Source organism: Mycobacterium sp., from assembly GCF_032162605.1.
Classification (GTDB): Bacteria; Actinomycetota; Actinomycetes; order Mycobacteriales; family Mycobacteriaceae; genus Mycobacterium.
Genome location: NZ_JAVROT010000121.1, coordinates 17,192 through 42,726, shown reverse-complemented (window position 1 = coordinate 42,726; position 25,535 = coordinate 17,192). Strand labels below are relative to the sequence as shown.

The 25,535-nt window shown below is 65.4% G+C and carries 27 protein-coding genes and 3 pseudogenes; 18 read left to right on the top strand and 12 right to left on the bottom strand.

From position 1 onward, the window contains the following. Nucleotides 1-2: 2 nt before the first annotated feature. The 6 genes from QOI01_RS07620 to QOI01_RS07595 are packed head-to-tail and all read right to left on the bottom strand — an operon-like array spanning nt 3 to nt 4,721. Complete coding sequence (locus QOI01_RS07620) at nt 3-656, bottom strand: bifunctional 4-hydroxy-2-oxoglutarate aldolase/2-dehydro-3-deoxy-phosphogluconate aldolase (protein WP_526379565.1); 654 nt, start codon at nt 654-656, stop codon at nt 3-5. Beyond that, a complete protein-coding gene (locus tag QOI01_RS07615) occupies nt 653-1,411 on the bottom strand; it encodes an amino acid ABC transporter ATP-binding protein (RefSeq protein WP_526379564.1) in 759 nt (252 codons plus the stop codon). Before QOI01_RS07615 ends, QOI01_RS07620 begins: the two co-directional genes overlap by 4 nt. Further along, a complete protein-coding gene (locus tag QOI01_RS07610; protein WP_526379563.1) occupies nt 1,408-2,058 on the bottom strand; it encodes an amino acid ABC transporter permease in 651 nt (216 codons plus the stop codon). The genes QOI01_RS07615 and QOI01_RS07610 overlap by 4 nt, the downstream gene beginning before the upstream one ends. Continuing rightward, nucleotides 2,055-2,780, bottom strand: coding sequence for an amino acid ABC transporter permease (locus QOI01_RS07605; RefSeq protein ID WP_526379562.1), 726 nt, complete (start codon nt 2,778-2,780; stop codon nt 2,055-2,057). Before QOI01_RS07605 ends, QOI01_RS07610 begins: the two co-directional genes overlap by 4 nt. Before the next feature lie 16 nt (nt 2,781-2,796). After that, nucleotides 2,797-3,630 carry an ABC transporter substrate-binding protein gene (locus QOI01_RS07600; RefSeq protein WP_526379561.1) on the bottom strand — a complete coding sequence of 278 codons (834 nt, stop codon included), beginning with the start codon at nt 3,628-3,630 and terminating at the stop codon, nt 2,797-2,799. Nucleotides 3,631-3,656: 26 nt separating this feature from the next. Next, nucleotides 3,657-4,721, bottom strand: coding sequence for an IclR family transcriptional regulator (locus QOI01_RS07595; RefSeq protein ID WP_526379560.1), 1,065 nt, complete (start codon nt 4,719-4,721; stop codon nt 3,657-3,659). Between the two features lie 266 nt (nt 4,722-4,987). On the opposite strand from QOI01_RS07595, the gene QOI01_RS07590 reads away from it, so the two are divergent. The 8 genes and pseudogenes from QOI01_RS07590 (at nt 4,988) to QOI01_RS07555 (ending at nt 11,442) form a co-directional block, all read left to right on the top strand. Next, nucleotides 4,988-6,436: an FAD/NAD(P)-binding protein gene (locus QOI01_RS07590; protein WP_526379559.1), complete on the top strand. Its 1,449-nt coding sequence runs from the start codon at nt 4,988-4,990 to the stop codon at nt 6,434-6,436. A gap of 50 nt (nt 6,437-6,486) precedes the next feature. After that, nucleotides 6,487-7,002: a nitroreductase family protein gene (locus QOI01_RS07585; RefSeq protein WP_526379558.1), complete on the top strand. Its 516-nt coding sequence runs from the start codon at nt 6,487-6,489 to the stop codon at nt 7,000-7,002. A gap of 11 nt (nt 7,003-7,013) precedes the next feature. Then, nucleotides 7,014-7,946 carry a 2-hydroxyacid dehydrogenase gene (locus QOI01_RS07580; protein ID WP_526379557.1) on the top strand — a complete coding sequence of 311 codons (933 nt, stop codon included), beginning with the start codon at nt 7,014-7,016 and terminating at the stop codon, nt 7,944-7,946. Between the two features lie 56 nt (nt 7,947-8,002). Further along, nucleotides 8,003-8,215: pseudogene (locus QOI01_RS07575) on the top strand (IS110 family transposase); the annotation flags it as partial. Nucleotides 8,216-8,285: 70 nt separating this feature from the next. Continuing rightward, nucleotides 8,286-8,702, top strand: a complete 417-nt coding sequence (locus QOI01_RS07570) for an ArsR/SmtB family transcription factor (protein WP_526379556.1) — start codon at nt 8,286-8,288, stop codon at nt 8,700-8,702. Beyond that, nucleotides 8,699-9,733, top strand: coding sequence for a cation diffusion facilitator family transporter (locus tag QOI01_RS07565; RefSeq protein ID WP_526379555.1), 1,035 nt, complete (start codon nt 8,699-8,701; stop codon nt 9,731-9,733). Before QOI01_RS07570 ends, QOI01_RS07565 begins: the two co-directional genes overlap by 4 nt. 159 nt (nt 9,734-9,892) lie before the next feature. Next, on the top strand, nt 9,893-10,186 hold the full coding sequence (locus QOI01_RS07560) for a sigma factor-like helix-turn-helix DNA-binding protein (RefSeq protein WP_526379554.1): 294 nt from the start codon (nt 9,893-9,895) through the stop codon (nt 10,184-10,186). Between the two features lie 518 nt (nt 10,187-10,704). Beyond that, nucleotides 10,705-11,442, top strand: a complete 738-nt coding sequence (locus QOI01_RS07555; protein ID WP_526379553.1) for a haloacid dehalogenase type II — start codon at nt 10,705-10,707, stop codon at nt 11,440-11,442. Nucleotides 11,443-11,996: 554 nt separating this feature from the next. Here QOI01_RS07555 and QOI01_RS07550 read toward each other — a convergent pair. Beyond that, the gene (locus tag QOI01_RS07550) at nt 11,997-13,352 is read right to left on the bottom strand and encodes a TetR/AcrR family transcriptional regulator (RefSeq protein ID WP_526379552.1); all 1,356 of its coding nucleotides are present in this window, start codon (nt 13,350-13,352) and stop codon (nt 11,997-11,999) included. A gap of 153 nt (nt 13,353-13,505) precedes the next feature. Further along, nucleotides 13,506-14,185: pseudogene (locus QOI01_RS07545) on the bottom strand (alpha/beta fold hydrolase). Between the two features lie 270 nt (nt 14,186-14,455). On the opposite strand from QOI01_RS07545, the gene QOI01_RS07540 reads away from it, so the two are divergent. Together QOI01_RS07540 and QOI01_RS07535 are read left to right on the top strand one after the other, a co-directional pair. Continuing rightward, nucleotides 14,456-15,172 (top strand): SDR family NAD(P)-dependent oxidoreductase, encoded by a 717-nt coding sequence (locus tag QOI01_RS07540; RefSeq protein ID WP_526379551.1) that lies wholly within the window; start codon nt 14,456-14,458, stop codon nt 15,170-15,172. A gap of 107 nt (nt 15,173-15,279) precedes the next feature. Continuing rightward, a complete protein-coding gene (locus tag QOI01_RS07535; RefSeq protein WP_526379550.1) occupies nt 15,280-15,978 on the top strand; it encodes an alpha/beta fold hydrolase in 699 nt (232 codons plus the stop codon). A 241-nt stretch (nt 15,979-16,219) separates the two neighbouring features. Here the strand turns inward: QOI01_RS07535 and QOI01_RS07530 are convergent, their stop codons facing one another. Further along, a complete protein-coding gene (locus QOI01_RS07530; RefSeq protein ID WP_526379549.1) occupies nt 16,220-16,786 on the bottom strand; it encodes a chorismate mutase in 567 nt (188 codons plus the stop codon). A gap of 509 nt (nt 16,787-17,295) precedes the next feature. On the opposite strand from QOI01_RS07530, the pseudogene QOI01_RS07525 reads away from it, so the two are divergent. Beyond that, nucleotides 17,296-17,627 (top strand): annotated as a pseudogene (locus QOI01_RS07525) (SDR family NAD(P)-dependent oxidoreductase); the annotation flags it as partial. Between the two features lie 12 nt (nt 17,628-17,639). On the opposite strand, the gene QOI01_RS07520 reads toward QOI01_RS07525, so the two are convergent. Then, entirely contained in the window at nt 17,640-17,978 is a 339-nt protein-coding gene (locus QOI01_RS07520; RefSeq protein WP_526379548.1) for an SDR family oxidoreductase, read from the bottom strand. Between QOI01_RS07520 and QOI01_RS07515 the strand changes: the two genes are divergently transcribed. Then, complete coding sequence (locus QOI01_RS07515; protein WP_526379547.1) at nt 17,944-18,204, top strand: amidohydrolase family protein; 261 nt, start codon at nt 17,944-17,946, stop codon at nt 18,202-18,204. The genes QOI01_RS07520 and QOI01_RS07515 overlap by 35 nt on opposite strands. Before the next feature lie 104 nt (nt 18,205-18,308). On the opposite strand, the gene QOI01_RS07510 is transcribed toward QOI01_RS07515, so the two are convergent. After that, the gene (locus tag QOI01_RS07510) at nt 18,309-19,079 is read right to left on the bottom strand and encodes a TMEM165/GDT1 family protein (protein WP_526379580.1); all 771 of its coding nucleotides are present in this window, start codon (nt 19,077-19,079) and stop codon (nt 18,309-18,311) included. Between the two features lie 332 nt (nt 19,080-19,411). On the opposite strand from QOI01_RS07510, the gene QOI01_RS07505 reads away from it, so the two are divergent. Genes QOI01_RS07505 through larE form a run of 6 tightly spaced genes read left to right on the top strand, consistent with a single transcriptional unit; the run spans nt 19,412 to nt 24,616 of the window. Next, on the top strand, nt 19,412-20,410 hold the full coding sequence (locus tag QOI01_RS07505) for a hypothetical protein (protein ID WP_526379546.1): 999 nt from the start codon (nt 19,412-19,414) through the stop codon (nt 20,408-20,410). Between the two features lie 20 nt (nt 20,411-20,430). Continuing rightward, a complete protein-coding gene (locus QOI01_RS07500; RefSeq protein WP_526379579.1) occupies nt 20,431-21,468 on the top strand; it encodes an LLM class flavin-dependent oxidoreductase in 1,038 nt (345 codons plus the stop codon). Beyond that, a complete protein-coding gene (locus QOI01_RS07495) occupies nt 21,465-22,262 on the top strand; it encodes a hypothetical protein (RefSeq protein WP_526379545.1) in 798 nt (265 codons plus the stop codon). Before QOI01_RS07500 ends, QOI01_RS07495 begins: the two co-directional genes overlap by 4 nt. Then, nucleotides 22,259-23,167: a molybdopterin-binding protein gene (locus QOI01_RS07490; protein ID WP_526379544.1), complete on the top strand. Its 909-nt coding sequence runs from the start codon at nt 22,259-22,261 to the stop codon at nt 23,165-23,167. The genes QOI01_RS07495 and QOI01_RS07490 overlap by 4 nt, the downstream gene beginning before the upstream one ends. Next, nucleotides 23,164-23,817, top strand: a complete 654-nt coding sequence (larB, locus tag QOI01_RS07485) for a nickel pincer cofactor biosynthesis protein LarB (protein WP_526379543.1) — start codon at nt 23,164-23,166, stop codon at nt 23,815-23,817. The genes QOI01_RS07490 and larB overlap by 4 nt, the downstream gene beginning before the upstream one ends. After that, complete coding sequence (larE, locus tag QOI01_RS07480) at nt 23,810-24,616, top strand: ATP-dependent sacrificial sulfur transferase LarE (RefSeq protein ID WP_526379542.1); 807 nt, start codon at nt 23,810-23,812, stop codon at nt 24,614-24,616. The genes larB and larE overlap by 8 nt, the downstream gene beginning before the upstream one ends. Nucleotides 24,617-24,652: 36 nt before the next feature. Here the strand turns inward: larE and QOI01_RS07475 are convergent, their stop codons facing one another. Continuing rightward, nucleotides 24,653-25,507 carry a fumarylacetoacetate hydrolase family protein gene (locus QOI01_RS07475; protein WP_526379541.1) on the bottom strand — a complete coding sequence of 285 codons (855 nt, stop codon included), beginning with the start codon at nt 25,505-25,507 and terminating at the stop codon, nt 24,653-24,655. Between the last annotated feature and the right edge of the window lie 28 nt (nt 25,508-25,535).

Below are 25,535 nucleotides of genomic sequence, written 5' to 3'. Positions count from 1 at the left end.
CGCTAACCCCGATCTCGATCGGCGATGGCCCGCACGAACGTCGCGGCCCGCTCGGTGATGGTGGCCCATTGGCCGGCGGACACGAGATCGGGTGCGACGACGTCGGTTCCGGCCGTGACGGCCAACGCGCCTGCCTGCAGAAACCCGGCGGCGTTGGCCGCGTTGACACCGCCGGACGGTATGAGTGGGATGCCAGGGAACGGCCCGTGCAGATCACGCAGGTAGTCCGGCCCCAGCGCACGGGCGGGGAAGATCTTCACCGCGTCGGCGCCCATGTCGATCGCGGCGCGCACCTCCGTGGGAGTGAGGGCGCCCATGATGACTGGGACACCGCGTGCGGCGGCCGCGCGCGCGACGCTTTCGGACAATGCCGGGGTGACGAGGAATTGTGCGCCGGCGTCGATGGCGTCGTCGGCCTGTTCGGCGGTGAGCACGGTGCCGACGCCGAGCACGGCTCCCGGTGCGCGGCAGGCGATGTCGGTGTGCGCGAGCTCGGTGAGGATCCCTGGTGTGGTGAGGGTGAGTTCGACCGCCCGGATGCCGCCCTCGTTCAGCGCCACGACCAGCGAGCCGACGTCGAATGCCCGGTCTGCCCTCACCACGCTGACAACGCGGTCACTCGCGATGATCGGGAGCGGCCCGGTAACGGCACTCACTGGTCGGTCACCTTGCTGAGGAACTGGATCGTCTTGGGGTTCTGTGGATTCGAGAACAGCGCCTCGGGTGATCCCTGTTCGGCGATGACACCGTCGGCCATGTAGACCACCCGGTCGGCCGTGCGCCTGGCGAATCCCATCTCGTGGGTGACCACCACCATGGTCATACCGTCCTCGGCGAGGCCGCGCATCACGTTGGTGACCTCACCGACGAGTTCTGGGTCGAGCGCGGAGGTCGCCTCGTCGAAGAAGATGATCCGGGGGTTCACGGCCAGCGCCCTTGCGATCGCGACGCGCTGCTGCTGACCGCCCGATAACTGGCTGGCGAAATGCCCCGCCCGGTCGGCCATCCCGACCCGGGTGAGCACCTCGAGGCCCTTCGTACGGGCGTCATCCTTGGACATCTTGTAGACCTTGCGCAGCGCGAGGGTGACGTTGTTCAGCGCGTCAAGGTGCGGGAACAGGTTGAACTGCTGGAACACCATCCCCACATGCCCGCGAATCTCGGCTGCGCGGCTGGGGTCGTGCATGGGCACTCCACCGACGGTTACCTCGCCTGAGGTGGCGACTTCCAGTCCGCTCATGATGCGCAGCAGCGTGCTCTTGCCCGACCCCGACGCGCCGATCAGCACGACGACCTCGCCGTCGGAGACGTCGAGCGTGACGTCGGTGAGGACCTGCAGGTCACCGAAGGACTTGGTGACTCCGGACAGGTGGATGTCACGGCCGATGCCGTTGATAACCGAAGTGCTCACTGGTAGACGGCCTTTCGTTGGTTACGGGTCACCCAGACCGACAGCGGGTAACACACGGCAAAGTAGAAGACGGCGACGGTGAGGTAGATCGTCACCGGGTCGCTGGTCCGGTCGACGATGGACTGGCCGACTTTCATCAGCTCGACCAATCCGATGATCGAGGCAATCGAGGTGTCCTTGATCAACGAGATGTACTGGCCGATCAATGGCGGCAGCGCGATCTTCACGGTCTGCGGCAGCACCACCCAGCGGAAGGTCTGATGCGCTTTGAGGCCGAGGATCTGCGCGGCCTCGTGCTGACCTGCGGGTACCGCCTCGATGCCCGAGCGGATGATCTCGGCGACGAATGCGCTGTGGTAGATGCTCAAACCGACTGTCGCCGCGACGAACAGGTTCACGCTGTACCCGAGGTAGAGCGCCGCGCCGAAGTACACGAAGAGCAGGGTGATGGGGATCGGCGATCCGCGGAACACCTCGACGTAGGCGCGCGCGACAGTGCGCACCAGCCGGATGTGGGTGGTGCGCATGGCGGCGACGACGAGGCCGAGCACCGTCGAGCCCACGATCGAGACCGCCGCGAGCGCCACCGTCAGGACGAATCCGCTCCACAGGATTGGCAGGCTGGCCCACATCAACGAGAGGTTCATGACCGCCACCCGACGAAGTGGCGAACCGACGGGCGTCTGGCGGTGCGCGCCTGAGATGCCACAGACCACCTCCGGAACAGCAGCTTCCGGATGATGCCTGCTGCCACTGACAGGCCGTAGCTCAGGATCAGGTAGGCCACCACAGCGATCCCGAACACCTGGACGAACAGCAGGGTGCGGGCGTTGATCACCGTGGCGACACCGGTGATCTCGGGTACCGCGATGGTCGACAGCAGCGACGTACCCAGTAGCACCTGGACCAGGTTGTTCACCAGGGACGGGTAAACGTTGCGCAGCGCCTGCGGTGCGACGACGTAGGCGAACACGCTCACCCTGCTCAGCCCGAGAATCTGCGCGGCTTCGAGCTGTCCGCGATCAACTGAGGAGAAACCGGCCCGGACGACCTCGGTGAGATACGCCCCGACGTTGACCCCGAGTGCGATGGTCCCCGCCGCCACGGCGGACAGGCGCACGCCCATGCTGGGGAACGCGAAGTACACGATGAAGATCTGCAGCAGCACCGGGGTGTTGCGGATGACCTCGACGTAGCAGGTGCCCACGAAACGCAGCACCCGCGACGCGGAATCACGGGCCAGCGCAAAGACGACGGCCAGCGCGAAGGCGAGGAGGAAGCCCAGCACGGTGATGCGCAGCGCCAGCACCGCGGCGTGCAGATAGTCCGGCAGATAGGCCAGGACGGTTCGCCATTGGTATTCGATCATGGTGGATCCGCCGCACTCAGAAAGCGGGCCGAAGTGGAAAGCGCGGATCGACGCCGAACCACTTGTGGTACAGCTCGAGGTTCTTGCCCGACGAGCTGAGGTCGAACAGGAACTGATTGAGGTAATCCACCCATACCTGGTCGCCTTGCTTGACGCCAAAGGCGTTGTACTCCAGAGGAACGAGGTTGCTGGTGACGACCTCCAGGCCGGGATTCAGTTTCGCCTGGTACTGCAGGTAGTTCGAGTCCTCGACCATCGCATCGGCCTGCCCCTGCTTGACCGCGAGCACCGCGGACTGCGAGCTGTCGAATTCGGCCACCTTGACGTCGATGCCCCGCGTGCGCAGAATGTCGGCGTTGGTGCTGCCCTTGACCACTGCCACCGAGCGGCCCTTCATCGACTCCAGTGACGTCACGCCGCTGCCGGAGCGGACCAGTAATCCCTCGGTGGCGACGACATAGGGGTCGGTGAACGCGATCTCCTTGGCCCGTTCGAGCGTTCGGGTGAAGTTGCAGAAGACCACGTCGACCTTGTTGGTCTGCAGGTTGGGAATCCGGTTGGACGACGTCGTGTCGACGATCTCGAGCTTGACGCCTGTCTCCTTGGCGAGTTCCTTGGCGATGTCGACGTCGTACCCGTCGGGTTGGCCCTGCGCATTGTTGAACCCGAACGGCGCGAAGGACAGGCAGGTGGCCACCTTCAGCGTGTTGGTGGCCAGCACGTGCCGCAGCGCCGAATCGGCGGCACCACCACCACCGGCAGGCATCGGGGTGCACGCGGTCGCCGCCGACACCAGACCGGCTGCGGCGCAGGCGGTGACAATACGGCGAAGCGTTGGTGCGAACTTCATGGTTACTTCTTCCTCGGTGAGGGCCGTCAGATTTGCCGTTCGGAGATGTCGTGGCCGAGCTCACGCGAAATGCGTTGCGCGCCTGTCACGATGTGCTTGGTGTATTCGTCGCGGTTGGCGGCGATCAGGTCCGCGGGTCCGGAGATGCTCACGGCGCACACACATGCGCCGGTGTGGTTGAACACGGGTGCTGCGACGCACCGGATACCCTGCTCGTTCTCGAGATCGTCGTAGGCGCAGCCTCGGTCGCGAACGGAAGCCAGGTGCGACCTGAGTTCAGCGGGATCGGTGATGGTCGACGGTGTGCGCGGCGTCAGCCCCAGTGCGACGACGCGCTCGAACTCAGCGTCGCCCAGGTACGCCAGCATCGCCTTGCCGGACGCCGTCGAATAGGCCGTCCCGGTATCGCCGATACGCGAGGCCATCTGGATCGGCGATGCGCCGGCCACCTTGTCGACATAGGTCACCCGCCTGTCGCTATACACCAGTAAGTGGACGGTTTGTCCGGTGGCATCGGCGATTTCACGCAGGGTGGGCTGTGCGGTGGAACGGATGTCCAGGTCGGCCAGGCACGCGCCGGCCAAGGCCAGCGCACCGATCCCCATTCGGTAGGTGCCGTCGGCGTCCTGGCGCACGAGTCGTTGGTCGATCAGTGGGGCGATGAGCCGCAGGACGGTGCTCTTGGTCGTCTCGGCCCCTTCGGCCAGTTCAGCCAGGCTCGTGCCCTTTTCCCTGCCCGCGACCGAGGCGACCACATCGAGGATCGTCAGCGCCCGCCGTAGCGACGACGAGTTGTTGCGCATGGGCGGCTCCGTTGTGCATTGCAAAATAGCGTGTTGCTGTGCAATGAGCATAGAACGCCGCTGACCGAAACGCCAGACGGAGGGATCATGAATCGACGGAACATCCGACTGACCGCTATCAGCAGGACCTTCGGCAGCTCGTCGCTGCCGGACCGGGCGGCCATCAGCGATCACACTCGCGCATCGGCTCAGATACCAAGGGGCGCAGTTGGTTAGACGGACCCACGCTGGTCGTCGAACACCAGGCAGGTTGTGCCGAGCGGAGATCTGGTTGAGCGCGCGCGGCACCTGTATCTGCTCCCCCACGACTGCGACCCAAACCGGTGAGGTGGACCCCGGCGCCATGCCTGCGAGCGGATGCTTAAAATCCCGGCAGATTAAAACAGGGCCAGGTTGCGCGCGCTTGGCCGAGGGTTGATGGTGACGGGACACGGTTGAATCCGTCTCAAGGGAACGACGCCGAATCGTACCCAGCGGGCGATGGCGAAAGGGGACGTCGTGTTCGGGTGCCGTTCCGGCCAGCGGCTCATTACGTGACGCCGACATGGGGGCCCGTGGATCCACCGTCAGAGCGCCCGTCGCGACCGCCTCGCATCGTCGTCGTCGGAGGCGGTTTCAGCGGCTCGATGAGCGCGGTGAACATCGCCCGCCTCAGCGAGCGACCTCTACTCCTCACCATGATCAACGACAAGGGTGCGGTTGGGCGCGGCGTTGCGTACGGGCTGAGGCGACCCGAGTATCTGCTCAACGTCGCGGCGCGGAACATGTCCGCGTTTCCGCATGAACCCGATCATTTCCTGCAGTGGTTGCGAACGCGCTCGGAGTTCGAATCGACCCCGGAGATCGAGTTGCGCGAGCGCTTCGTCCCTCGGCAGATCTACGGTGATTATCTGCGATCCATCGTGCAGCACCACTTGCAGAGCCCGGGTGAGGTGACACCCGCCTCATCGGAGTTCGTCCTCGGCGGCGTGGTCGACGTCGAGCCGCGCGGGGCCGAGTGTCTCGTACGCCTAGCGGATGGATCGGCCATCGAAGCCGACCGCGTGGTGCTGGCCACGGGCAACGAGCCGCCCGCAGCGCTGCCGGGGGCCGAAGCACTGGAAGATCACGCCGCCTGGATCGGAAATCCTTGGCAGGCATGGGAACAACGCTTACCGCCACACGATGGAAGCATCGTCATTCTTGGAACGGGGTTGACGGCGGTCGATGCCATCATCACCCTGCGGGCACTTGGGTGGCTGGGCACCATTCACGCGGTCTCCCGCCACGGGTGGTTTCCCCATGCGCACTTTCGCGGCATCGAGTATCCGGACTTCCCCCCACCAGACGTCGACCTGACGACCCTGGGACTCGACGAACTGCTGGCGCTCATCGAAGAGCACTGCTTGATCCTGCATCAGCGCAACGCCAATCCCGCGATCATCGTGGACAAGTTGCGCCCGCACACGCAACATATCTGGAGCTGCTTCAGCCGCGAGGAGCGGCTGACCTTCGCAAGGCGACACGCAGCCCGTTGGAATGTGTTCCGCCACCGCATCGCACCGGATCTCCATTCCCAGATCACCAGTTCACAACTCACCGGGCAGCTGCGGGTTCACGCCGGATCGATCGTGAAGCTGGTGGAGTCGGAGGACCGGATCAACGTCGAGTTGGAGGACGGCGGTTCACTGACTGGCGATCTGGTGATCAATGCGACCGGGCCCTCCACGAAATTCACTGCTTCGAAATCGGTGCTACTGCAAAACCTGCTCCGGCGAGGCGCGATTGCCCCCGACGCCACCGACATGGGCATCCACCTGGATTCCGATCACACCGTGTTCACCAGCGCCGGCGACCGGTCTCCGTGGCTGCTCGCCTTGGGCCCCATACTTCGAGGCACCTATTGGGAGACCATCGCCGTGCCGGAGTTGCGGATGCAGGCGAGGCGCGTCGCGGAGACACTGCTCGGCAGCGCGCGTACCAATGAGAAGGAAAGCCAGCTTCAGCTGGAGTACATGATCTGAACGGCAGTGCCCCCCGCACTGCTCGACGATCCAAGACGACGGAGGATGAGATGGAAGCCTGGGACGCGATTCGTGCCCGACGCAACGTACGGGACTACCTGCCGGACCCCATTCCCGAGGGCGACCTCGACCGCATCGCCGAAGCTGGGTGGCGTGCGCCGTCGGCATCGAACCGCCAGCACTGGGACTTCGTCATCGTGACCGACCGAGATCAGCTCCAGGAGCTCTCCACGGTATGGCAGGGCGCTCGCCACATCGCATCGGCCGCCGCGGCGATCGCCCTGATCGTCCCCGAACCCGTCGACGAACGGACCAAACTGATCGATCAATACGACTTGGGGCAGGCGACGACGGCGATGACGATCGCCGCCACCGACCTCGGCATCGGCACGGGTCACTCCTCGGTGGGCGATCAGGACAAGGCCCGCGCCATCCTCGGAGTCCCCGACGATCACCTCGTCTCGTACCTTCTCGGTGTCGGATATCCCGCCGATCGTCCGCTCAAGCCGATCTTGAAGCCCAATCGGCGCCCCTTCCTCGAGGTGGTCCGTCGCGGTCACTGGTGAGAGCGGACGACGTGCCACAGTTGAAAATCCTCGTGCCGGATGACCTCGGCCTCGAGGCGTTCGCCATACCGTCGACCATCGAGGCGATTCCATACCGGCCAGGCCAGCCCTTTCCACCCGGGCATCTGGATGCGACCGTCGTGGTCGTCGGCTACGACAACGCGCCGGCGATCGGGGCCAGTTTCGCCGAGCTGCCCGACCTCCGTCTCGTCCAGACCCTCAACGCAGGCTTCGAGCAGTGGCTGCCGCTGCTCCCTGCCGGGGTGATGCTGTCCAACGGGCGGGGCGCGCACGGCGGCTCGTCGGCCGAGTGGGTCGTGGCCGCGCTGCTTGCCGTCTACCGGGACCTCGGAGCGTTCTCCAGGCATCAGTCGGAGGGCGTGTGGCGGCCCAAGAACACCGAGACCCTCATCGGCAAGCGGGTCGTGGTTCTGGGTGCCGGAGACCTGGCGTTCAACCTCGCCTCCCGACTCGCGCCGTTCGAGACCGAAGTCACGCTGGTCGGGCGGCGGGCGAGGCCGGGAGTCCACGCACTGGCAGACGTCGATGGGCCTTTGCGAATGGCCGACGCGGTGGTGGTCATGCTGCCCGCGAGTGAAGCGACCCGACACATCGTCGACGCCGACTTCCTGGCGCGACTGCGCGACGGCGCGGTGGTCGTCAACGCGGGCCGAGGAGCTTCAGTCGACACCGACGCACTCCTGGCGGAGCTGAATTCCGGTCGGCTCCGTGCCGCGCTGGACGTCACCGAGCCGGAACCACTACCCCCGGGCCATCCGCTGTGGTCCGCGCCCGGCCTCCTGCTGACGCCGCACGTGGCCGGGAGCACCAACGGAGCCTGGGAGCGGGCGTGGACCGTGGCTCTCCGCCAGATCGAGGCGTACGGCCGCGGCGACCAGCCACCGAACCTGGTGGCGGGACCCGGTGCCGGCGCGAGCCGCTGAATGCGATTCGGCCCGAAGTGGCCGCGGCGCTGCGGAAACGATTGTCGGTGGGCCTCGACGCATTCGATCAATGGGCCTTCTGCGCGCTGACCCGAAGCCCCGGTGCTCGCACCTTCTACGACCAGCACCGCGCCAACGGCGACACCCACCATCAAGCCCTACGCGCCCTCGGCAACCGACTCGTCGGCGTCCTGCACGGCTGCCTACGCCACCACACCCACTACGACGAACACAAAGCCTGGGCACACCGCACACCGACAGCTGCTTGACAACCTACGCACCTGGGATGACTAGCCGTGGCCGCATCGCTTGACATACTATATGCATATGAATGCAGGTATGGATGCTTGTAGCCGTCGACTTCCCGATGAACAAGTAGACCTGGTGGTCGAAGTGTTCCGGATGCTGGCCGACGCCACCCGCGTTCAGGTGTTGTGGGCGCTGGTGAGCCGAGAGATGTCCGTCAACGACCTCGCCACTCATGTCGGGAAACCCGCTCCGTCGGTATCACAGCACCTTGCGAAGCTGCGGATGGCGCGACTCGTGCGGACCCGACGCGAGGGCACCACGATCTTCTACAGCCTCGACAACGACCACATCGGCGAGCTGGTCACCGATGCCGTCTTCAACGCCGAACACGCCGGACCGGGCGTACCCGGCCATCACCGCGATGCCGCCGAACTGGCGACCCTGCATTCCGGCACCCGTCACGCCGAATCGATGGCTGCCCGGTCGAAACAGAGAGGTGGAGCATGACTCACGACGCTCGCCCCGACACGAACCACGAACACCACCACAGCGCGGACCACAGCCACGATCACGGACACAGCGAACGTGGCGGCAGGATCGGGGCCGCGCTGCGGGAAGTGTTCGCGCCACATGGCCATGACGCCTCCGACAGCATCGACGGGGCGTTGGAATCGAGTGCCGCCGGGATCCGGGCGGTGAAGATCAGCTTGCTGGTGCTCGGTGCCACGTCCATCGCCCAGTTGGTGATCGTGATGGTCTCGGGGTCGGTCGCGCTGCTGGCCGACACCATCCACAACTTCTCCGACGCTCTGACCGCCATTCCCCTGTGGATCGCGTTCGCGCTCGGGACCAAGGCCGCCACACGCCGCTACACCTACGGTTTCGGTCGCGCCGAAGACCTCGCAGGATTGTTCGTGGTCGCGATGATCGCCCTCTCCGCCGTCGTCGCCGGAATCGAATCAATCCTCCGCCTGATCAACCCCGTACCGATCGAGCATGTCAGCTGGGTCGCCGCGGCCGGTCTGGTCGGTTTCGTCGGCAACGAACTCGTCGCCGTCTACCGCATCCGCGTCGGCCGTCGCATCGGCTCGATCGCGCTCGTCGCCGACGGATTACATGCCCGCACTGACGGATTCACCTCGCTGGCCGTCCTCCTCGGCGCCTGCGGCGTCGCCTTGGGCTTCCCCCTGGCCGACCCAATCGTCGGACTGCTGATCACCGTCGCCATCCTCGCGGTCCTACGCACCGCCGTACGGGACGTCTTCCGCCGTCTCATGGACGGGGTCGACCCCCGACTCATTGAAGCCGCCGAAGCTGCACTGGCCGCCGAACCCGGCGTCACCGAGGTACGCAGCGTCAAGATGCGCTGGATCGGGCACCGACTTCACGCCGATGCCGAACTGGACATCGATCCCTCGACAAGCCTCGCCGCGGCGCACCGGATCGCGCACGAGGCCGAACACACCCTCACCCGTGCCGTCCCGAAGCTGTCCACCGCCCTCATTCACGCCTACCCGGCCTCTGCTGACACCCACTGACGGCAAGGGTCCGAAACCTCCCGTCGGGGTCAGCCGTGGTGCCTTCAACGGCCGGTTCGAGCGTGGCTTTTGCAGCTGGCAGGTATGCGGGATGGTCGGCAGCGGTAACGACACGCGACCCTAGACCGCGGACCGTGGGGTTATGAATGCGGTTGAAGAGTGAACGCCGCCCTCCGCAGGAGGGGATGTCGAAACGGTCGACGCGGCGCAGCTGAGCGGGCCGACTCGGATAGAACGCGGATCGCCCGAGCGATGTCGCAACTGTCCCCCGACCAACGAGCCGTTGTCCTTCGTTGTTTCTACTGCGGTTGGACGACCGGCCAAGCGGCCGCTGATCTCGAAATAACCGACTGCACCGTCAAATCGAGATTGCATGACGCGCTGCGGATGCTTTTGGCTTGCGGCGCGACCGAGCGATGCAGCGCTCCGACCAAGAACGTTCGGGCCTATTGACGACGGGCTGTCCGGTGGAGCTCAGCCGCCCTGGGTGGTAGGGCCATGCGGGCCTCGAAAGTTGCAGACGCTCGCGCGCATGGATGGCAGGCGATCCGAAATCACGGGAAGCCCCTGGGGTTTGGCGTAGAGATTGCTGTGGCGCCACTGCCGATTCATCGACCGATGAACCGTGCCAAAGCCAAGCTATGACTTCATCGTTTGTGGGGCGGCTCATCCGGCACTGTGGTCGCCTATCGGCTCGCCGAGATCCGGCCGTCAGCGTGCTGCTGGAGACCGGTGTTCGTTCAACCCGCGCCCGATCCTCACCCTCTGGCCGTAGCGACCGTTGAGGCCGGCCGCAACTTCCAGGACCACTTCCGCGGCATCCTCGCATCGACTTCACAGGCGAACCAAGGGCATAATGGGCGAACAAACCCATAATTGGGACGTGGCCTGGCTGCCTCCGTGAACGGTATGGCTGCGCACGTCAGGCGGATTCCGAACAGTCGCCATGGCGCCGAGCGAGAAGGAGACGCATGACTGACGCCCAACCGTCTCGCGGCTTTCACGCCGAGGGTGCACCATCTGTGCTGGTGTTCGACGTCAATGAAACGCTCATCGACATCGAAGCTTTGGCCCCGAACTTCGAGCGCATCTTCGGAGACGCCGCAGTTTTGCGCACCTGGTTCGGCGAGTTGGTGACGTATTCGATGACCCTGACCTTGTCGGGCTTGTACGTTGACTTCTTTGGCCTTGGGCAGGCGATACTGCAGATGGTGGCGGAGATTCGCGGGGTCGATCCGACCGAGGACGACCGGCGCGAGTTGGCCGAGGCCATGCGCACCATGCCGGCACATCCCGACGCGGCGCCCGGTTTGGAGAGGCTAATGGCCGACGGTTACCGCCTGGCCACGCTAACCAACTCCCCTCATCGGCCGAACGCGCCGTCGCCCCTGGACAACGCAGGGTTGAGTCAGTACTTCGAGCAGCAATACACCGTCGACGCGGCAGGCGTATACAAGCCCTCGACCCATCTGTACCGACGGGTGGCCTCCGACATGGGCATACCGGTGTCGGAGTGCATGATGGTTGCCGCACACGCGTGGGACACCATCGGAGCGCAGAGCGCGGGCATGCGCGGCGCGCTGATCACCCGACCCGGCAACGCGCCGTTGATTTCTGATGGTGTTCCCGAGCCGACGTTGATCGCTGCGGACATCACTGAACTCGCCGCGCGGATGCGAACTTCCGAATGGATCAGCGCTACCCCGTGACGACGCGTGACCCTGTCAGCTGCGCGTCCGGCGTCGACGTCTAACCGCGTACGAGAGTTCTGCAACGAGTGCGCCACGTCCGGGACACCGGAAGGCGTGTTGTCGTTCTACGTTGTCGACTCGGCGGCATCGCGATAGCCCTCCAGGAGGCGTCTCTAAGGCAGGGACTCTCGTGATATGTGCCGGTACCGGCAGCCGTTGTCGTCGGGTTCGCGAAGGGTCACAGGGCCGTCATCAGCTGCACCTAGACCAGGCTGTCACGAAGGATCTCATCGACATCCAGTCCGCGATCGAGGCCGTGAGCACCTACCACCAATTGTCTTGAGGTTGAGCGGATGTCGACCCGGTGGTATGGGTCGGCAGCGCGCCCTACGATGTCCCTGCTGCCAGGCCAGGCCCGTCGGACCCCAATCCCCCATGGATCCGTGAGGCAGCCTCCATCGCGCAAGCTCGAGGAACTGGGTTCGACTTCCATTGTTCTGGGCCCTATCACCCATATTGTCCATACCGCGTTGCTCACGGTTACAGGTTTCGCAACGCTCCGAGCGATCGCGTCAGGAAGTCTTCTTCGATCGCGATCCGGATTTGGCGGCGCGCTTGGCGGCCGTCGTTGCGAATGATGCGACGTAGTCGAGGGCGGCGTCGACTACATCGCCGAATGGCTCAGCGGACTTGGTCACGTGGGTCACCATCGCGCCACCCTGGTGGGCGGCAACCAGCACGATTGCAAGATGGCGAGGATCGGCTTCGGGTATCAGATCACCGCGCTCTCGCATCACGCGCAGGCCGTCTTCAAACAGCGCGAGCCAGCGGTCGTATCCGGCCGCCAGAACGTCGAGAACCGAGTCGTCGGCTTCCAGGAGCTCGCCGGTCAACGAGCCGTACACGCAACCACTTCGCAAATAGTCCGGACCCGCTTGTTTCCAACACGAGTCAGCCCACGCCCGCAGCGAGTGAAGGCTGTCCAGGTGACCCAACTTCGGCTGATTGTGAAACGCGATGACGAAGTCGGTACGCGCCTCGACAACTTGACGGGTGAGGTCTTGCTTGTCGGTGAAGTAGTGCGAGATCTGCGAACCACTGACCCCGGCGGCTTTGCGGACGTCGTCGAGGCTGGTGCCGCTGACACCGCGCTCGTACATCAACTCGGCGGCGCCGTCGACTATGCGTGCCCGTGTGGCCAAACCCTTGGGGGTGAACTGTGGCCCCGCAGTAGCGGTCTGCGTACTGAAGTCCCGCCGCTTGCGCGTCCGACGTGGCCTGCGGGGTGCGCGTTCGGCAGGATCTGCGGCGAACAGGCGAAGGTAATTGACGGCGAAGCGGGTGACTTCGGCAAGCGGCCACTCTTCACGGTAGGCGTAGGTCAACGTGCCGGCACCTTGGTGAAGACACACCACTACCAGGGCCAGCTCTCGCGGCTTCGCCGATCTGACCAGGACGCCGCGGCTCTTCATCCGGGCGAACGAGTCTTCGAGCAGCGTTACCCAGCGCCAGTATCCGTCGGCGAAGGTCTTCCTGGTGGTTTCATCGTATTTCGCCAGTTGACCAACCAGTGTGTGGTAAGTCGCAGGACCCCGATAGCCGATCTTGCGCAGATAGCGCATGTTGAGATCGATCCATCGCTCCCAATCCTCGAAGGTGTCGAGTCCGCCCACCTTGGGTTGTCGGTGAAACTTCAGCACTCCTTCGATCTGGCGCTCCACCACTGCGCGGATCAGATCCTGTCTGTCCACGAAGTAGTGAGTGATCTGCGATCCGCTGACAGCCGCCTCTTGTCGCACCCTGTCCATGCTGAAGCCCGACAAGCCCTCGGCGAGCAGCACGTTCGCCGCCGACCGCAGGATCCGCTCGCGGGTGGCGATTCCCTTGGCTGTGAAGGCGCGTGCATCGGATTCGTCCGCTTTGACCATTTGCGCATGAGAATACCTGCGATCTCACATTCTGGGAGATAGAGCCCAGTTCAGGATTCTCGAAGGTGCGCGACTGACCGGCTGGGCTAACGGCCGGGGCCAGCGGCAGTGGGCGTCCCGCAGCGGATCAGCGCGTGCTTGCGGTCGTTGCCGTCACCCGCCCCGTAGCTGGCGCGCAAGGAACTTCAAGATGAGCGCAGTCACCTCGTCCAACCCCGACTCGAGTAGGAAGTGCCCACCCTCGAGAAGGTGGATCTCGGCATCGGGCAGATCCACTGCGAAGGCTTCGGCACCGGCGGGCCCGAAGATCTCGTCGCCCCGGCCCCACACCGCCAAGAGCGGAACGTTGGTGCTGCGGAAGTACTCCTGCACGGCCGGATATAGCGGCGGGTTCGTCACATAGTCGCGGAAGAGTGCGAGCTGTATCTCGTCGTTTCCTGGTCGTGACAGCAACGCGTAGTCGTGGTGCCAGGCATCCGGGTCAACCAACGTCGCATCGGACACGCCGGTCACATACTGCCAACGGGTGGCCTCCAGCGTCAGGAAGGCGCGCACTGGCGCTTCGGTTCCCGCGCTTGGTGTCTGGTGGTCAGGGCGTCGAAGGTATAGGCGAATTCGTCGGCCGGTGGCGCATCAGAGAGGCCGAAACCCAAGTGGTCGGGTGTAATCACGCGATGGTCGTTGGCCAGCGCCGGAATGAGGTCGCGGAACATGTGCGAGCTGGTGGGAAAGCCTTGCAGCAGAACGATCACCGGCGCATCGGCGTCGCCAGCCTCCCAGTAGAACAATCGGTGACCGTCAACGGTTGCATATCGGTAGTGCACAACTGCCATGAGGGACTCCTCTTGGTCGAGCACGCCGACGTCTTCGGCCGGGACTCGTGCGTCGGCCACACCCATATGTGTGGGTTGCTTAACCCATTATGCACACGCGCATGGGACACCACCCGCTCGTAGCCAATTCACAGGGGAATGTGCCCTCCACGTGTGGCCTTATCGCGTCGGTGTGCGTACCTTTGGGTTGTCCCACCCAATGAGCTGTTTCATCCAGTCGACGAAGCGAACTCGGCGACGCTGGCGACCGTGTGGACCTGGGGAGTGCCGATGGGAAACACATTGCAGGGCAGCAGAGTGCTTGTCGTCGGGCGCGGCGGCGGTATCGCCCGTGCGGTCACCTTGCTTGCGCGTGCCGAAGGTGCCGAGGTCGTGGTGGCAGGCCGTGACAGGGCCAAGCTCGCCGCGGCGTACGACGACCCGGACATCACGGCCGAAGCCGTCGACATCAGTGACGACGCGTCGATCTCGGCCTTGGCCGGGCGAATCGGCACGCTCGATCACGTGGTGTCGACCGCGTCTGCCCGGGCCCGCGGCGCTCTGCCCGATCTGGAGCGCGCGAGCCTGCAGCAGTCCCTGGACACCAAGGTCCTTGGTCCGGTCATGCTCGCCAAATACCTGGCACCGCAGGTGCATCCAGACGGTTCGTTCGTACTGTTCTCCGGTGTCAACGCCTTCAAGGTCAACGTCGGCTATCTGGGTGTGGCCACCACCAACGGTGCGGTGGATTTCCTCACCCGCTCGTTGGCCGTGGAACTCGCACCCATCCGAGTCAACGCCATCTCCCGCGGCGTCATCGACACCGGTGCCTGGGACCCGATGGGCGATGAGGGCAAGCAAGCATTCTTCGAGCACGTCTGCGCGACGAATCCCGCCGGCCGGATCGGCACGGTTGACGACGTCGCCAAAGCCGCCCTGTTCGCCATGACCAACACGTTCATGACAGGCGTGATGTTGAAGATCGACGGCGGCGAACCACTGGTCTAGTCCGCGCACCCAGAGGAGACGGAGTTGGGCACGCTCGTATCAGTCACCGTCGGTCTGTTGCTTCGCGACGCTTTCCGACATCGTCCTCGACCCTTGAAAGGCCCGCCATGAAACCTCTGCCAACGTCACCGACCGTTGTGCTCGTCCACGGCGCCTGGGCCGACGGATCGAGTTGGCACGAGGTCATCACCGCCCTTCACGGGTCTGGCACACCGGTGACAGCCGCACCGATACCGCTGACCTCGCTGCTCGACGACGTGGCCGCTGTCGACCGCGCCGTGGACCGCGTCGGCGGACCCGTCATTCTGGTCGGTCACGCCTATGCCGGTGCAGTGTTGGGCGCTACCCGTCACAACCACGTGAAGGCGCTGGTTTACATCGCCGCATTGGCGCCAGCCGAGCGCGAGACCGTCGCCGATGTCTTCTATCGAAGTCCAGCCCACCCGGCTGCGCCCGTACTCGCACCCGATGCCGAGGGCTACATCTGGCTGCCCGAGCAGGCATTTGCCGGAGCATTCGCTCAGCACGCGAGTGCCGAGGAGCAGGCGGTGTTGGCCGCGGTGCAACGACCGATTTCGGCTGCCTGCATCCAGCAGCCCGTACCGACCCCTCGGTGGAAGACACTGCCCAGCTGGTATCTTCTGGCAGGCCAGGACCGGATGATCAACCCGAAGACCCAGGAGTTCATGGCCGAGCGGACGGGTGCCCAGATCCGATCTCATCAGGCCGATCACGCGCCGCTGGTCACCCAACCGGACACCGTCACCGACCTGATCACCGAGGCCTACACGGACCTCCTTGGCTGATCGCGAGCTGGGCACAGCACGCAACTTCGGCTCTCTTTGCCTCACTGTGCATTTCGGGCTCTCGCGGATGGGCAGGCCACGACCGGATCAAGCCGCCACATCGCCGGCATCGGATTTCCCGACGGCAGGTATGTCTGCGCGACCTCCGCGGTTCGCCCTTCCCATCAAGCGACCGTCTCGGCAGATAAGTGCCATCGAATGGGAGCCCGTGTGAGGACGCAAGTCCGCAGATGCTCGTCAGTCAGCGGCAGTATCTGTGCACGGCGTAGCTCAATGCCTGCTGATACAGCGCGTCAAGATGGCGCTGGGTGATCGCGGCCGCTTGGGCATCGTCGAGATCGGCCGGACAGGTGTTCGCGTGCAGCGCGTTCCACTGCTCAGCGATGTCTTCGACCATCGCCTCATTCAGCTTGTTGATGACGTCTCGGGATGAGGAGAGATCGGGCGCCGTCCTCGGGGCCGATCCTGGGTCGATCTTCCATGCGGCGAACCGGCTGTGCTCCAGGGAGTCGGTCGCGTCGATCTGGTCTCGGAAGACGTCGTGGACGAAGCTCGCGTCGACGTGGTTGGCGACCGCGGCTCGCGTGACCGAGTCGATCACCTGCTGCTCGCGGGTGGGATCATCGACGGCACCGCCGGTCAGGTACTTGGATGCGGCAACCGGATCCGCAGTCTGCAAGCGCTGCGCCGCATCATCGACCAGTTTGGCCAGCGGGCCGGAGCCCTCGGCCTGGGCGACCGGTTCGTTCGCTCCCGATCCCAGAGTGAGGGCAATGCCGATGCCCAGGACCACCATCAATGCACGCACAGTCGTCTCTCCGTCGATTCGTAATCGGCCATGCCCCCAATGCGCGCGGCCACCACCCAAGCAAACTGTCAACCCCACACGTTACATGCGATGACTGACTCCGTGAGCTCTGCTCTCGTGCAAAGGCATTCGACGACCGCGCACTGGCCGCGCCGCTCATTCGAAGTCGCATCCCGGATTGGGTGCACTGTCTGAGGTCGGGGCGCCCGCCGGGTCGAGGTACGTCACCTCCTGGACCACCGGCGCCGTGCGTCCCGTCTTGCTGGCAGTCGGCAGCGTAGCGAGTGACCTTGACCACCGAATGTAACTCGGCCATCGTCTGCCTCCTGGGGAGCTTATCCATTTCGCTATGACTGGGTCGCTCAAGCCACAGAACATACTAGTCAAGTTGTCCCAACCGAAACGGTGTCGGCTGCGGGGCAACCGTGCCACAGCTCGTATCTGACGGCGCACCGCGGCGGCATCCGCATCGGGTAAACATGTAGTGACTCAATGCTACGCAGCGGCCAAGGGCCGGCGTCATCAACTACGCCAAGACGGCCGCACCCGAACTCGCGCCCCACGGCATCCGGGTCAACGCCCTGGCCCCCGATATCACGCTGACCGAGGGAATGCGCCAGGTCGCACCTCCTGGCTCGGAGCAGCGGTTCCCGTGCGCCGTACCGATGGGCCGTGGCCGGGTTACGTCGACGAAATAGCCGGGGCCGCAGCCTTCCTCGCCTCGGACATGTCCATCCACGTCACCGGCTGGAGCATCCACGTCGACGGTGGAACGCAGGCGTCCTCGGGCTGGTACCACCACCCAGTGACCGGCGAATACGTTCTCGGGCCCGCGGGCTGACGTCACGATTGATCAGATGAAGTCCGATCCGCCGTCGGCGTTCACGATGGCGCCGGTGACGTAGCCGTTGCGCCGGGACGCGAGGTAGGCGGTGATGGAGGCGATCTCTTCGGGCAGACCCGCGCGGCCGAGATCGCACGATTGGTGAAAGTTGTCGTCGATCCACGTCATGACGTCGACGGGATCCGTAGCATCGAGACCGTTGGCGGCAAGGATGTCCTTCAGGTTCTCCGTGAAGCTCGCCGTGACGATGGTTCCCGGACAGACGCAGTTCACCAGAATTCCTACACTAGCAAGGCTTTTCGAAAGATTCTTGGTGACGCTGCTCAAGGCGGCCTTCCGCCTCGCCATGCCCCTAGGATCGATCGCGGTCGACGTTCTGGCTCGCTGGCTCGAGCACGCCATCGACGCATTTTGTGTCGACCGCTGCCTGTTCGCGAGCAACTTCCCCGTTGACGGGATGCATGGCACCTTCGATGAGCTCTACAACAGGTACTCGGCCATCACCGCCGGCCTCGACGACGACGCGCGCGACAAGCTCTTCGCCGCCAACGCGGAGCGCATCTACCACTGCTAGCCAAGTCGTACGACCACGTCGCGGTGTTCCTTGGGCTTTGGGCGCACGTCGTCCGTGCCCCGCCATCGACCAGTCCTGCGCGATCGAGGTCTAAGGCCGCGGCGTCAGGCCTTGTGTCGTGTCGGCTCCTCTTCGGCACCTTGCCATTCCACGTCGCCCGATGCTAGGTAGTCGCTCGTGACGCCTGGTACGGGCTCGGGGCGCAGTACTGCCGGGCGCATCCGTTCCGGCAGTGCCCACAGGACCGCGGCGCACAACGCCACGGCACCGACTGCGCATCCGACGATGACTGCGACGGGTGCCGACAGGAAGAAGTTCTCAACGAGCATGTAGACGCCGAAGAGCAGGAACAACGCGGCGGCGGTGATCTGGATGAGTCGCTCGGGAAGGTGCTTGCCCGCGACTGCGCCGACCACGATCGCGAGGCCGTCTGCGACCACCATGCCGAGGGTGGAGCCGATCCACACGCCCACCCAGTCGTGGTCCGCGGCCAGGGTGATCGTCGCGAGCATCGTCTTGTCGCCGAGCTCGGCGAGCAGGAATGCGGAGAAGACCACGAAGAACGCTGGTGCGGTGGCCTTCTCGGTACGGTTCGCCTCCTCATCGGTGAGCGTGTCGCCACGCATCGTCCACAACCCGAAGAAGACGAACATCGCGCCGGCGAGGATGCCGAGCAGGTGCGCCGGCAAGGCGGCGCCGAGGTAGTGGCCGATGGCAACCGAGAGGACGTGCACGACGGTGGTGGCGACGGTGATCGCGGCGAGCACCACCCACCAGCGATAGCGCAGCGCAAACATCATCGCCACCAGTTGGGTCTTGTCGCCCATCTCGGCGACGAAGATGACGGCAAAACTCAGTAGCAGAGCGGCGAGCACCATGACTCCTCAGTCTGTGGCTGCCGTGTGATGTCGAAGGACATGCCTCCGGCCGGCAACCGAAACGGTCAATGCGGCCGAAGGTCTCGCCCACCGGTCACTGGGCCGGTCCGGGCAACCGGGCCACGCGAGCGTTTACCAACGCGGCCAGTATGTCGATTACCCGATTGGGAGCTACTCCCCTTCGCTGCTTCGACTTTAGCCGTTCCGGCCCCGCCCCCGCAACTCGAGTAGATCGAAATCTGAACGCCTTCAATAACTTTGCGCGCCACCTAAAAGAAGTTCGGGTACCCGCATCCGGCGGGCAGCAGCGCCGGAATCCATATCGCGGCTTGCTTCTCGTTGAACCGCGAGGACAGCCCGACGAGATCATCCCGCGGCATGGGCTGGACGAGCATTTCGAAGGCAAGACGTTCGCGTTCGGTCCCTACGACCCCGGAATCGCGATCGACACCGAGATCGGACGACTGTACGGGGTCCGCAAGGCCTACTCCGCGAAGTGGCTCATCCACGTGCACTACGACGATCCGCGGGAAATCCACTACCACCACGTCAACGGGCGCCTGCTGAAGTCCTTCACCATGAGCTACGCCCGGATGGAGACCCGGTCGATATTCCACACCAATTTCCCGACCCGCAGCGCCAACATCGTGCCGCGGGCCATCTACGAATCGCCGTACATCCGCGAACGGTGGGCATTCGCGGCAGTGCTATCCACATCGCCGACCGGCGTCATGGGCGTCGACGCGGACCGCGACCTCATCGCCCTCGACCAGCGGATAGGGGCGCTGATCCTGCGCCGCTACGGCAAGATGGTGCAGTTGTTCGGCACCGTCGACGAGTGCTTCGCGGTGGCCGACGACACCCGGTGGCTGCCCTACCAGCACGCCGGCGGCCTGACCGCCTGCTCGCTGTATGAGTCCGGCACCGATCACCTCGACCTCGACCTGCCATCCGCGCCACCGGATCACGCCGGAAAGCGCTCGAGCATGGGCCCGGTCAAGGCGGTCGTGATGAACTACGCGTGGAAGCTGTTCAGCGCAGCCGACCTGACCATCGCGGCCGACGACCGGGTCGCCAAGGACGTGCTGCGCATCCACGCCGACCGCGACGTCGTGGTCGCCCCGAACCTGACCGAAGCCGTGCGGATCGCCGCCGAGATGACCGGCACCGACAAGGGCATCGTCTTCGACGGCTGCTATGGCGCCATCAACATGACCCGGCCGATGGTCGAGTTCCTACTCGCGAAGGCGCCTGAGGTGGCCCGCCTGGTCGATCGAGAACTCCTGCCCAAATGGCTTCGGCAGCGCAACCTTCCGGCCGCCGCGTGAAGGAGCCTGCCGTGACGGACATGCCACCGACCACACTAGCGTCGACGCAGCGCCGATACCGGGCCGCGATCACTCCTCCCTTCTTCGTAGGCCCGGGCTCGACCGCCAAGATCGGGGAATGGATTCAATGGGCGGAAGGCATCGGATTCGACGATGTGTGGCTGCCCGATGCCGGCGGGACGGACGCCCTCACACTGTCCGCCGTCGTTCTCGGTGGGACGCAACGCATCCGGGTGGGAATCGCTGTGGTGCCGGCATACACCCGGACACCGGCCGTGCTCGCGGCCACCGTGGCGACGTTGGCCGATCTGGCTCCCGGGCGCTTTGTCCTCGGCCTCGGTACCTCGTCGGAGGCGATGATCGAGGGCTGGCACGGATTGAAGCTGGAGAAACCCGCGACCCGCATGCGGGAGACCGTGACGTTGTTGAAATCGATGCTCGCGGGCGATAAGACGGACTTCAGCGGTGAAACCCTGCGCAGCGCCGGTTACCGCCAGCCGGCGTTGGCCACCAGGGTGCCAGTGCATCTCGCCGCGCTCGGTCCCCGAATGATCGAGCTGGCCGCGTCGGTCGCCGACGGCGTCATCCTCAACCTGTTCCCGCTGTCTGCAACCCACGACCTGGTCGGGCAGGCCCGTGACGCTGCCACCCGCGCGGGCAGGCACCCCGACGAGATCGAAATCTGCAGCCGGTTCCAGGTAATGGTCACCGACGACCTGCCAGCAGCGCGCGCCGCGTTCCGGCATGTGTTCACACCGTATTACGCCAACCCGGTGTACAACCGGTCCCTGGTAGCGGCCGGCTACGCGGAGCAGGCCGGTGAGGTCATTGCGGCGCGCAGGGCCGGCGATTGGAGACGCGCGCGGGCGGCCCTGGACGACGACCTCGTCGACTCCATCGCCGTGATCGGCAGCCGCCAACACTGCCAGGAGCGCGTGCGCACGTACGTCGAAGCGGGCATCACCACGCCGATCCTGTTCTGCCTGTCCCCCGACCCCGACGTTCAGCGGGCCACGTACCGCGCGTTCGCTGCAGCCGAATTCTCGGTGCAGCCGTGACCGACCCGCGACCGCTGCTGTTCTCCGGTATCGCGCACCGGCGTGTCACCGCCGTCCTGCTGGCTGACGACAGGGGCATCGTCGTGCACACCGAGGCTGCTGCGGCCGTGGCCACTCACCTGGACCTGACCGTGGAAAACTGCCTGGCTGAGGGCAAGCCGGTCGAATCCGGCGAGGAAGTTCTTCGCCTGGCGGGAACCCCGATGCAGATCGCCATGGCCGAGGAACGATTGGTGGGTCTCATCGCCAAACCGTCCGGGATCGCCACCGCCGCACGCAGATTCGTCGATCGCGCGGGTACGGATCTCCAGATCGTCTGCGGCGCCTGGAAGAAGCTTCCGTTCTCGCAAAAGGACATGATCCGATCTGCGATCACTGCCGGCGGTGCGGCACCGCGGATCGCGGACTGGCCGTTCGCCTATCTGGACAAGAACTTCGTCGCCATGCTGGGCGGCGTTCAAAGCACGCTGGACGCGGTGGCGGCGCACCCGGAATTGGCTAGCTATCAGCGCATCATCCAGGTCGTCGACGCCGACGGTGCATGTGTCGCCGCGAGGGGTGGCGCGCACATCGTATTCGTCGACACCGGCCGAATCGACGATGTCACCACGGTGTCCAACGCACTATGGGCGACCGGGCTACGCGATCGGGTGCGGTTGGCGTTCGGCGGCGGCGTCCAGTTGACGGACATCGACCGGTTGCGCGCGCTCGACGTCGACATCGTCGATGTCGGCCGCGCGATCGTGGACGCGCCGCTGCTCGACATGACGTTGCGGGTGGTGGATGTGCGATGACCGCGGAACCGGGATGGGACCTGCTGAACAAGACCGAGCTGCGAGTCGAGCGGATCGGACTCGACGGAGCGAACCTCACCGAGGTCGCCGCCGCGGTGGCCGGGGTCCTTGGGCTGCCCGCCGAGGACGTCATCGTGATCGACGCCCGCGACGACATACTCGCGCTCGACGTGCTGCGCTCGACGGTTGACGCGTACCGCATTGCGGGCCGACGGGACGAACTGCTGTCAGCGCTGGCCGGTGTCCGCGGTGTCACCGTCGATGAGACCACCTCGCTGTGCTCGCAGGGAATGCTCGGCTGGATCGCGGCCGACTACACCGAGGCCACCGCGGCTCTGGATCTCGGACGGGTGATGGCCGGCCAGATCGAACGCGCCATCGCATCTCGGGCGATCGTGTTCTCCACCGGACCGGAAGTCGTCACCGGTCAGATCCGGGACACCAACAAGCCATGGATCGCCGGTCGGCTCCGGGAAGCCGGGTTCACCGTCACCGAAGGACAGAACCTGCCCGACGACTGCGACGTCATTGCGGCCGCGCTGAGGGAAGCGGGCGAGGATCTCGGCTACGGGCTCATCGTCACCACCGGCGGCGTGGGCGCCGAGGGCAAGGACGGCACCGTCGAGGCGCTGCTGTCCGTGGACGCCGACGCCGCCACCCCTATCCTGTTCGCCGTCGAGCAAGGTCAGGGCAGGCACACCAAGGCACAGGTCCGGATCGGCGTCGGCGAGGTCGGTACCGCGATCGTCGCGTGCCTGCCAGGCCCGCACACCGAAGCGACGATCGGCGCCGACGCCTTGATCGCGACGCTCGCCGTCACCAGGAACACTCACGTGGTCGCGGACGCAGTGGCGACCACACTGCGCGCGCGACTGCGCCACGTGTATGGGGATGAGTCCCGATGACCACGCCAGTCATCCTCGACTGGGATCGCGTCGACCGCGTCGGCATCACCGAAGCCGTTCTCTGCGAACCCAAGACGGCCGACCACCTCGTTGCCGTACTCGACCAGGCCAGTTCTGCGGGTCGATCGATGCTGCTGACGCGGCTCACGGTCCCTCAACTCGCGGCGCTGCCGTCCGACTACCGCGCCCGCATCGACTACGAAGAAGTCTCCAGGACCGGCTTCTTCGGCGCACCCACCCCAATACGTGGACCGGCCCGGGTTGCCGTCGTCACCGGGGGCACGTCGGACATCGGCGCCGCCAGGGAAGCCGTGCGCGCCTTGCTCTTTCACGGCCACGCCGCCGTCGAGATCTACGACGTGGGCGTTGCGGGCCTATGGCGCATCCAGCAACACCTGCCCGCGATCGCCGAGCACCAGGTGGTCAACGCGTGCGCGGGCATGGACGCGGCCCTGCCCACCGTGCTGGCCGGGCTCGTTCCCGGCTTGGTGATCGCCGTACCGACGTCGGTGGGCTACGGCGTCGCCGAAGGCGGTCGCACGGCCCTGCACAGCCTGCTATGCAGCTGCGCCCCAGGCCTGGTCGTGGTCAACATCGACAACGGCTACGGGGCCGCCTGCGCGGCGATGAAGAGCTTGCGGCATGGATGACAGGCTGACCGCCCTGGTGCGGTGGCTGCGAGATCTCGACTCGGCCGCCGTCGCGGTGAGCGGCGGGGTGGACAGCATGACCCTCGCGGTAATCGCACACCGCACCCGGCACGCTGCCACGACGATGTTCCACGCCGTCTCCCCTGCCGTGCCGCCCGAGGCCACCGAGCGGGTCCGGCGCTACGCGCGCAGCGAGGGCTGGGACCTACAGGTGTTCGACGCGGGTGAGTTCGGCGACAACAACTACCTGAGCGACCCCGTCGATCGGTGCTTCCACTGCAAGACACATCTCTATGGCGCGATCGCCGACCGCACGTCCGCGACCTTGCTGTCCGGCACGAACGTCGATGACCTCGGCGACTTCCGGCCAGGACTGGCCGCGGCGCGAACGTTCGACGTCCGTCATCCCTTCGTCGAGGTCGGCATCGACAAGGCGACAATACGGCTGATCTCCTCGGACCTCGGCCTGCACGACGTGGCGGAGCTACCCGCGGCGCCGTGCCTCGCCAGCCGGGTCGAGACCGGGATCCCGATCGTGGCCGCCGACCTGACCACGGTCAACCGGGCGGAACGCGCGCTGCGCGAGCTGCTGCACCCCGAGGTCGTGCGATGCCGGTTGCGTGCGGATGGAATTGTCGTCGAGCTGGACGAGGCGACATTGGACGCACTCTCGGAGGGCCGACGACGGGAAGTACGCAATGTCGTTCGCGCGGCCTGGGGCGATCATGGCGACAGGCCCGTCGCGTTGGCGCCGTACCGCCGCGGCAGCGCTTTCCTGCGGTCGCGCGCCGAAGTATGAATTAGTCGTCCGCCACTGGACTTCGAGCGGGAGTGGCTATGGGGTTACGGTATTGCGCAGTGATCCGATCCCCTCGATGCGGACCTCGACAACGTCTTCGGCGCCAAGGTACCGGCCGTCGGCAAGGGCGACCCCGCTCGGCGTTCCTGTGAGCACGACATCACCGGCGTCCAGGTCGACGTGGCGTGATACGTGGGCGACGATCTCCGCCAGGTCGAACAGCATCGCGCTGGTGCGGACATGTTGGCGCAGTTCGCCGTTCACCAAAGTTTGCAGCACGAGGTCCGGCTGCTGCGCGAGATCGTCGGTCATCAGCACGGCGGGGCCAATGGGTTTGAAGGTCGGGAAACTCTTCGATCTCGAGAGGGCGTCGATGTCGCGGACCATCCCCCCAGACATCGCTGACATCTGCACGTCGCGAGCCGAGACGTCGTTGGCGACGGTCAGCCCGGCGATGTGCTCCCACGCCCGAGCGACGGGAATGTCTGTTCCGCCGCCTGTCAGAACGATCGCCAACTCTCCCTCGTAGTCGACCTGCGACGGCGCCTGCGCGGGGAGGTGGATGTCATCGGTCGGTCCCGAGACCTCCGCGCCTGGCAAGAGCAGGAACATCGGTTCTGTGGGTGTCGCCATCCCGGCCTCTTCCACGTGGTCGGCGTAATTGGCACCGACGAGTACCAGCCTCTTCGGGGCGGCTACTGGCGCGAGCAGCTCGGCGTCGCGGGTCGGGATACGCATTCGAACGGCGGCATCGGCCAACGCTCGCTTCGCGGCGTGACGATCTGCTGCCGCTGTGAGCAGATCGCCCAGGTCACGGTACGGCAGGTCGAGCAGAAGGACGTCCTCGCCGTGGCCACGAGCAAGGCCGTCGGCGGTCCGATAGATCAGCATGTCACCGCTCCCCCGGTACTGTTGTGAT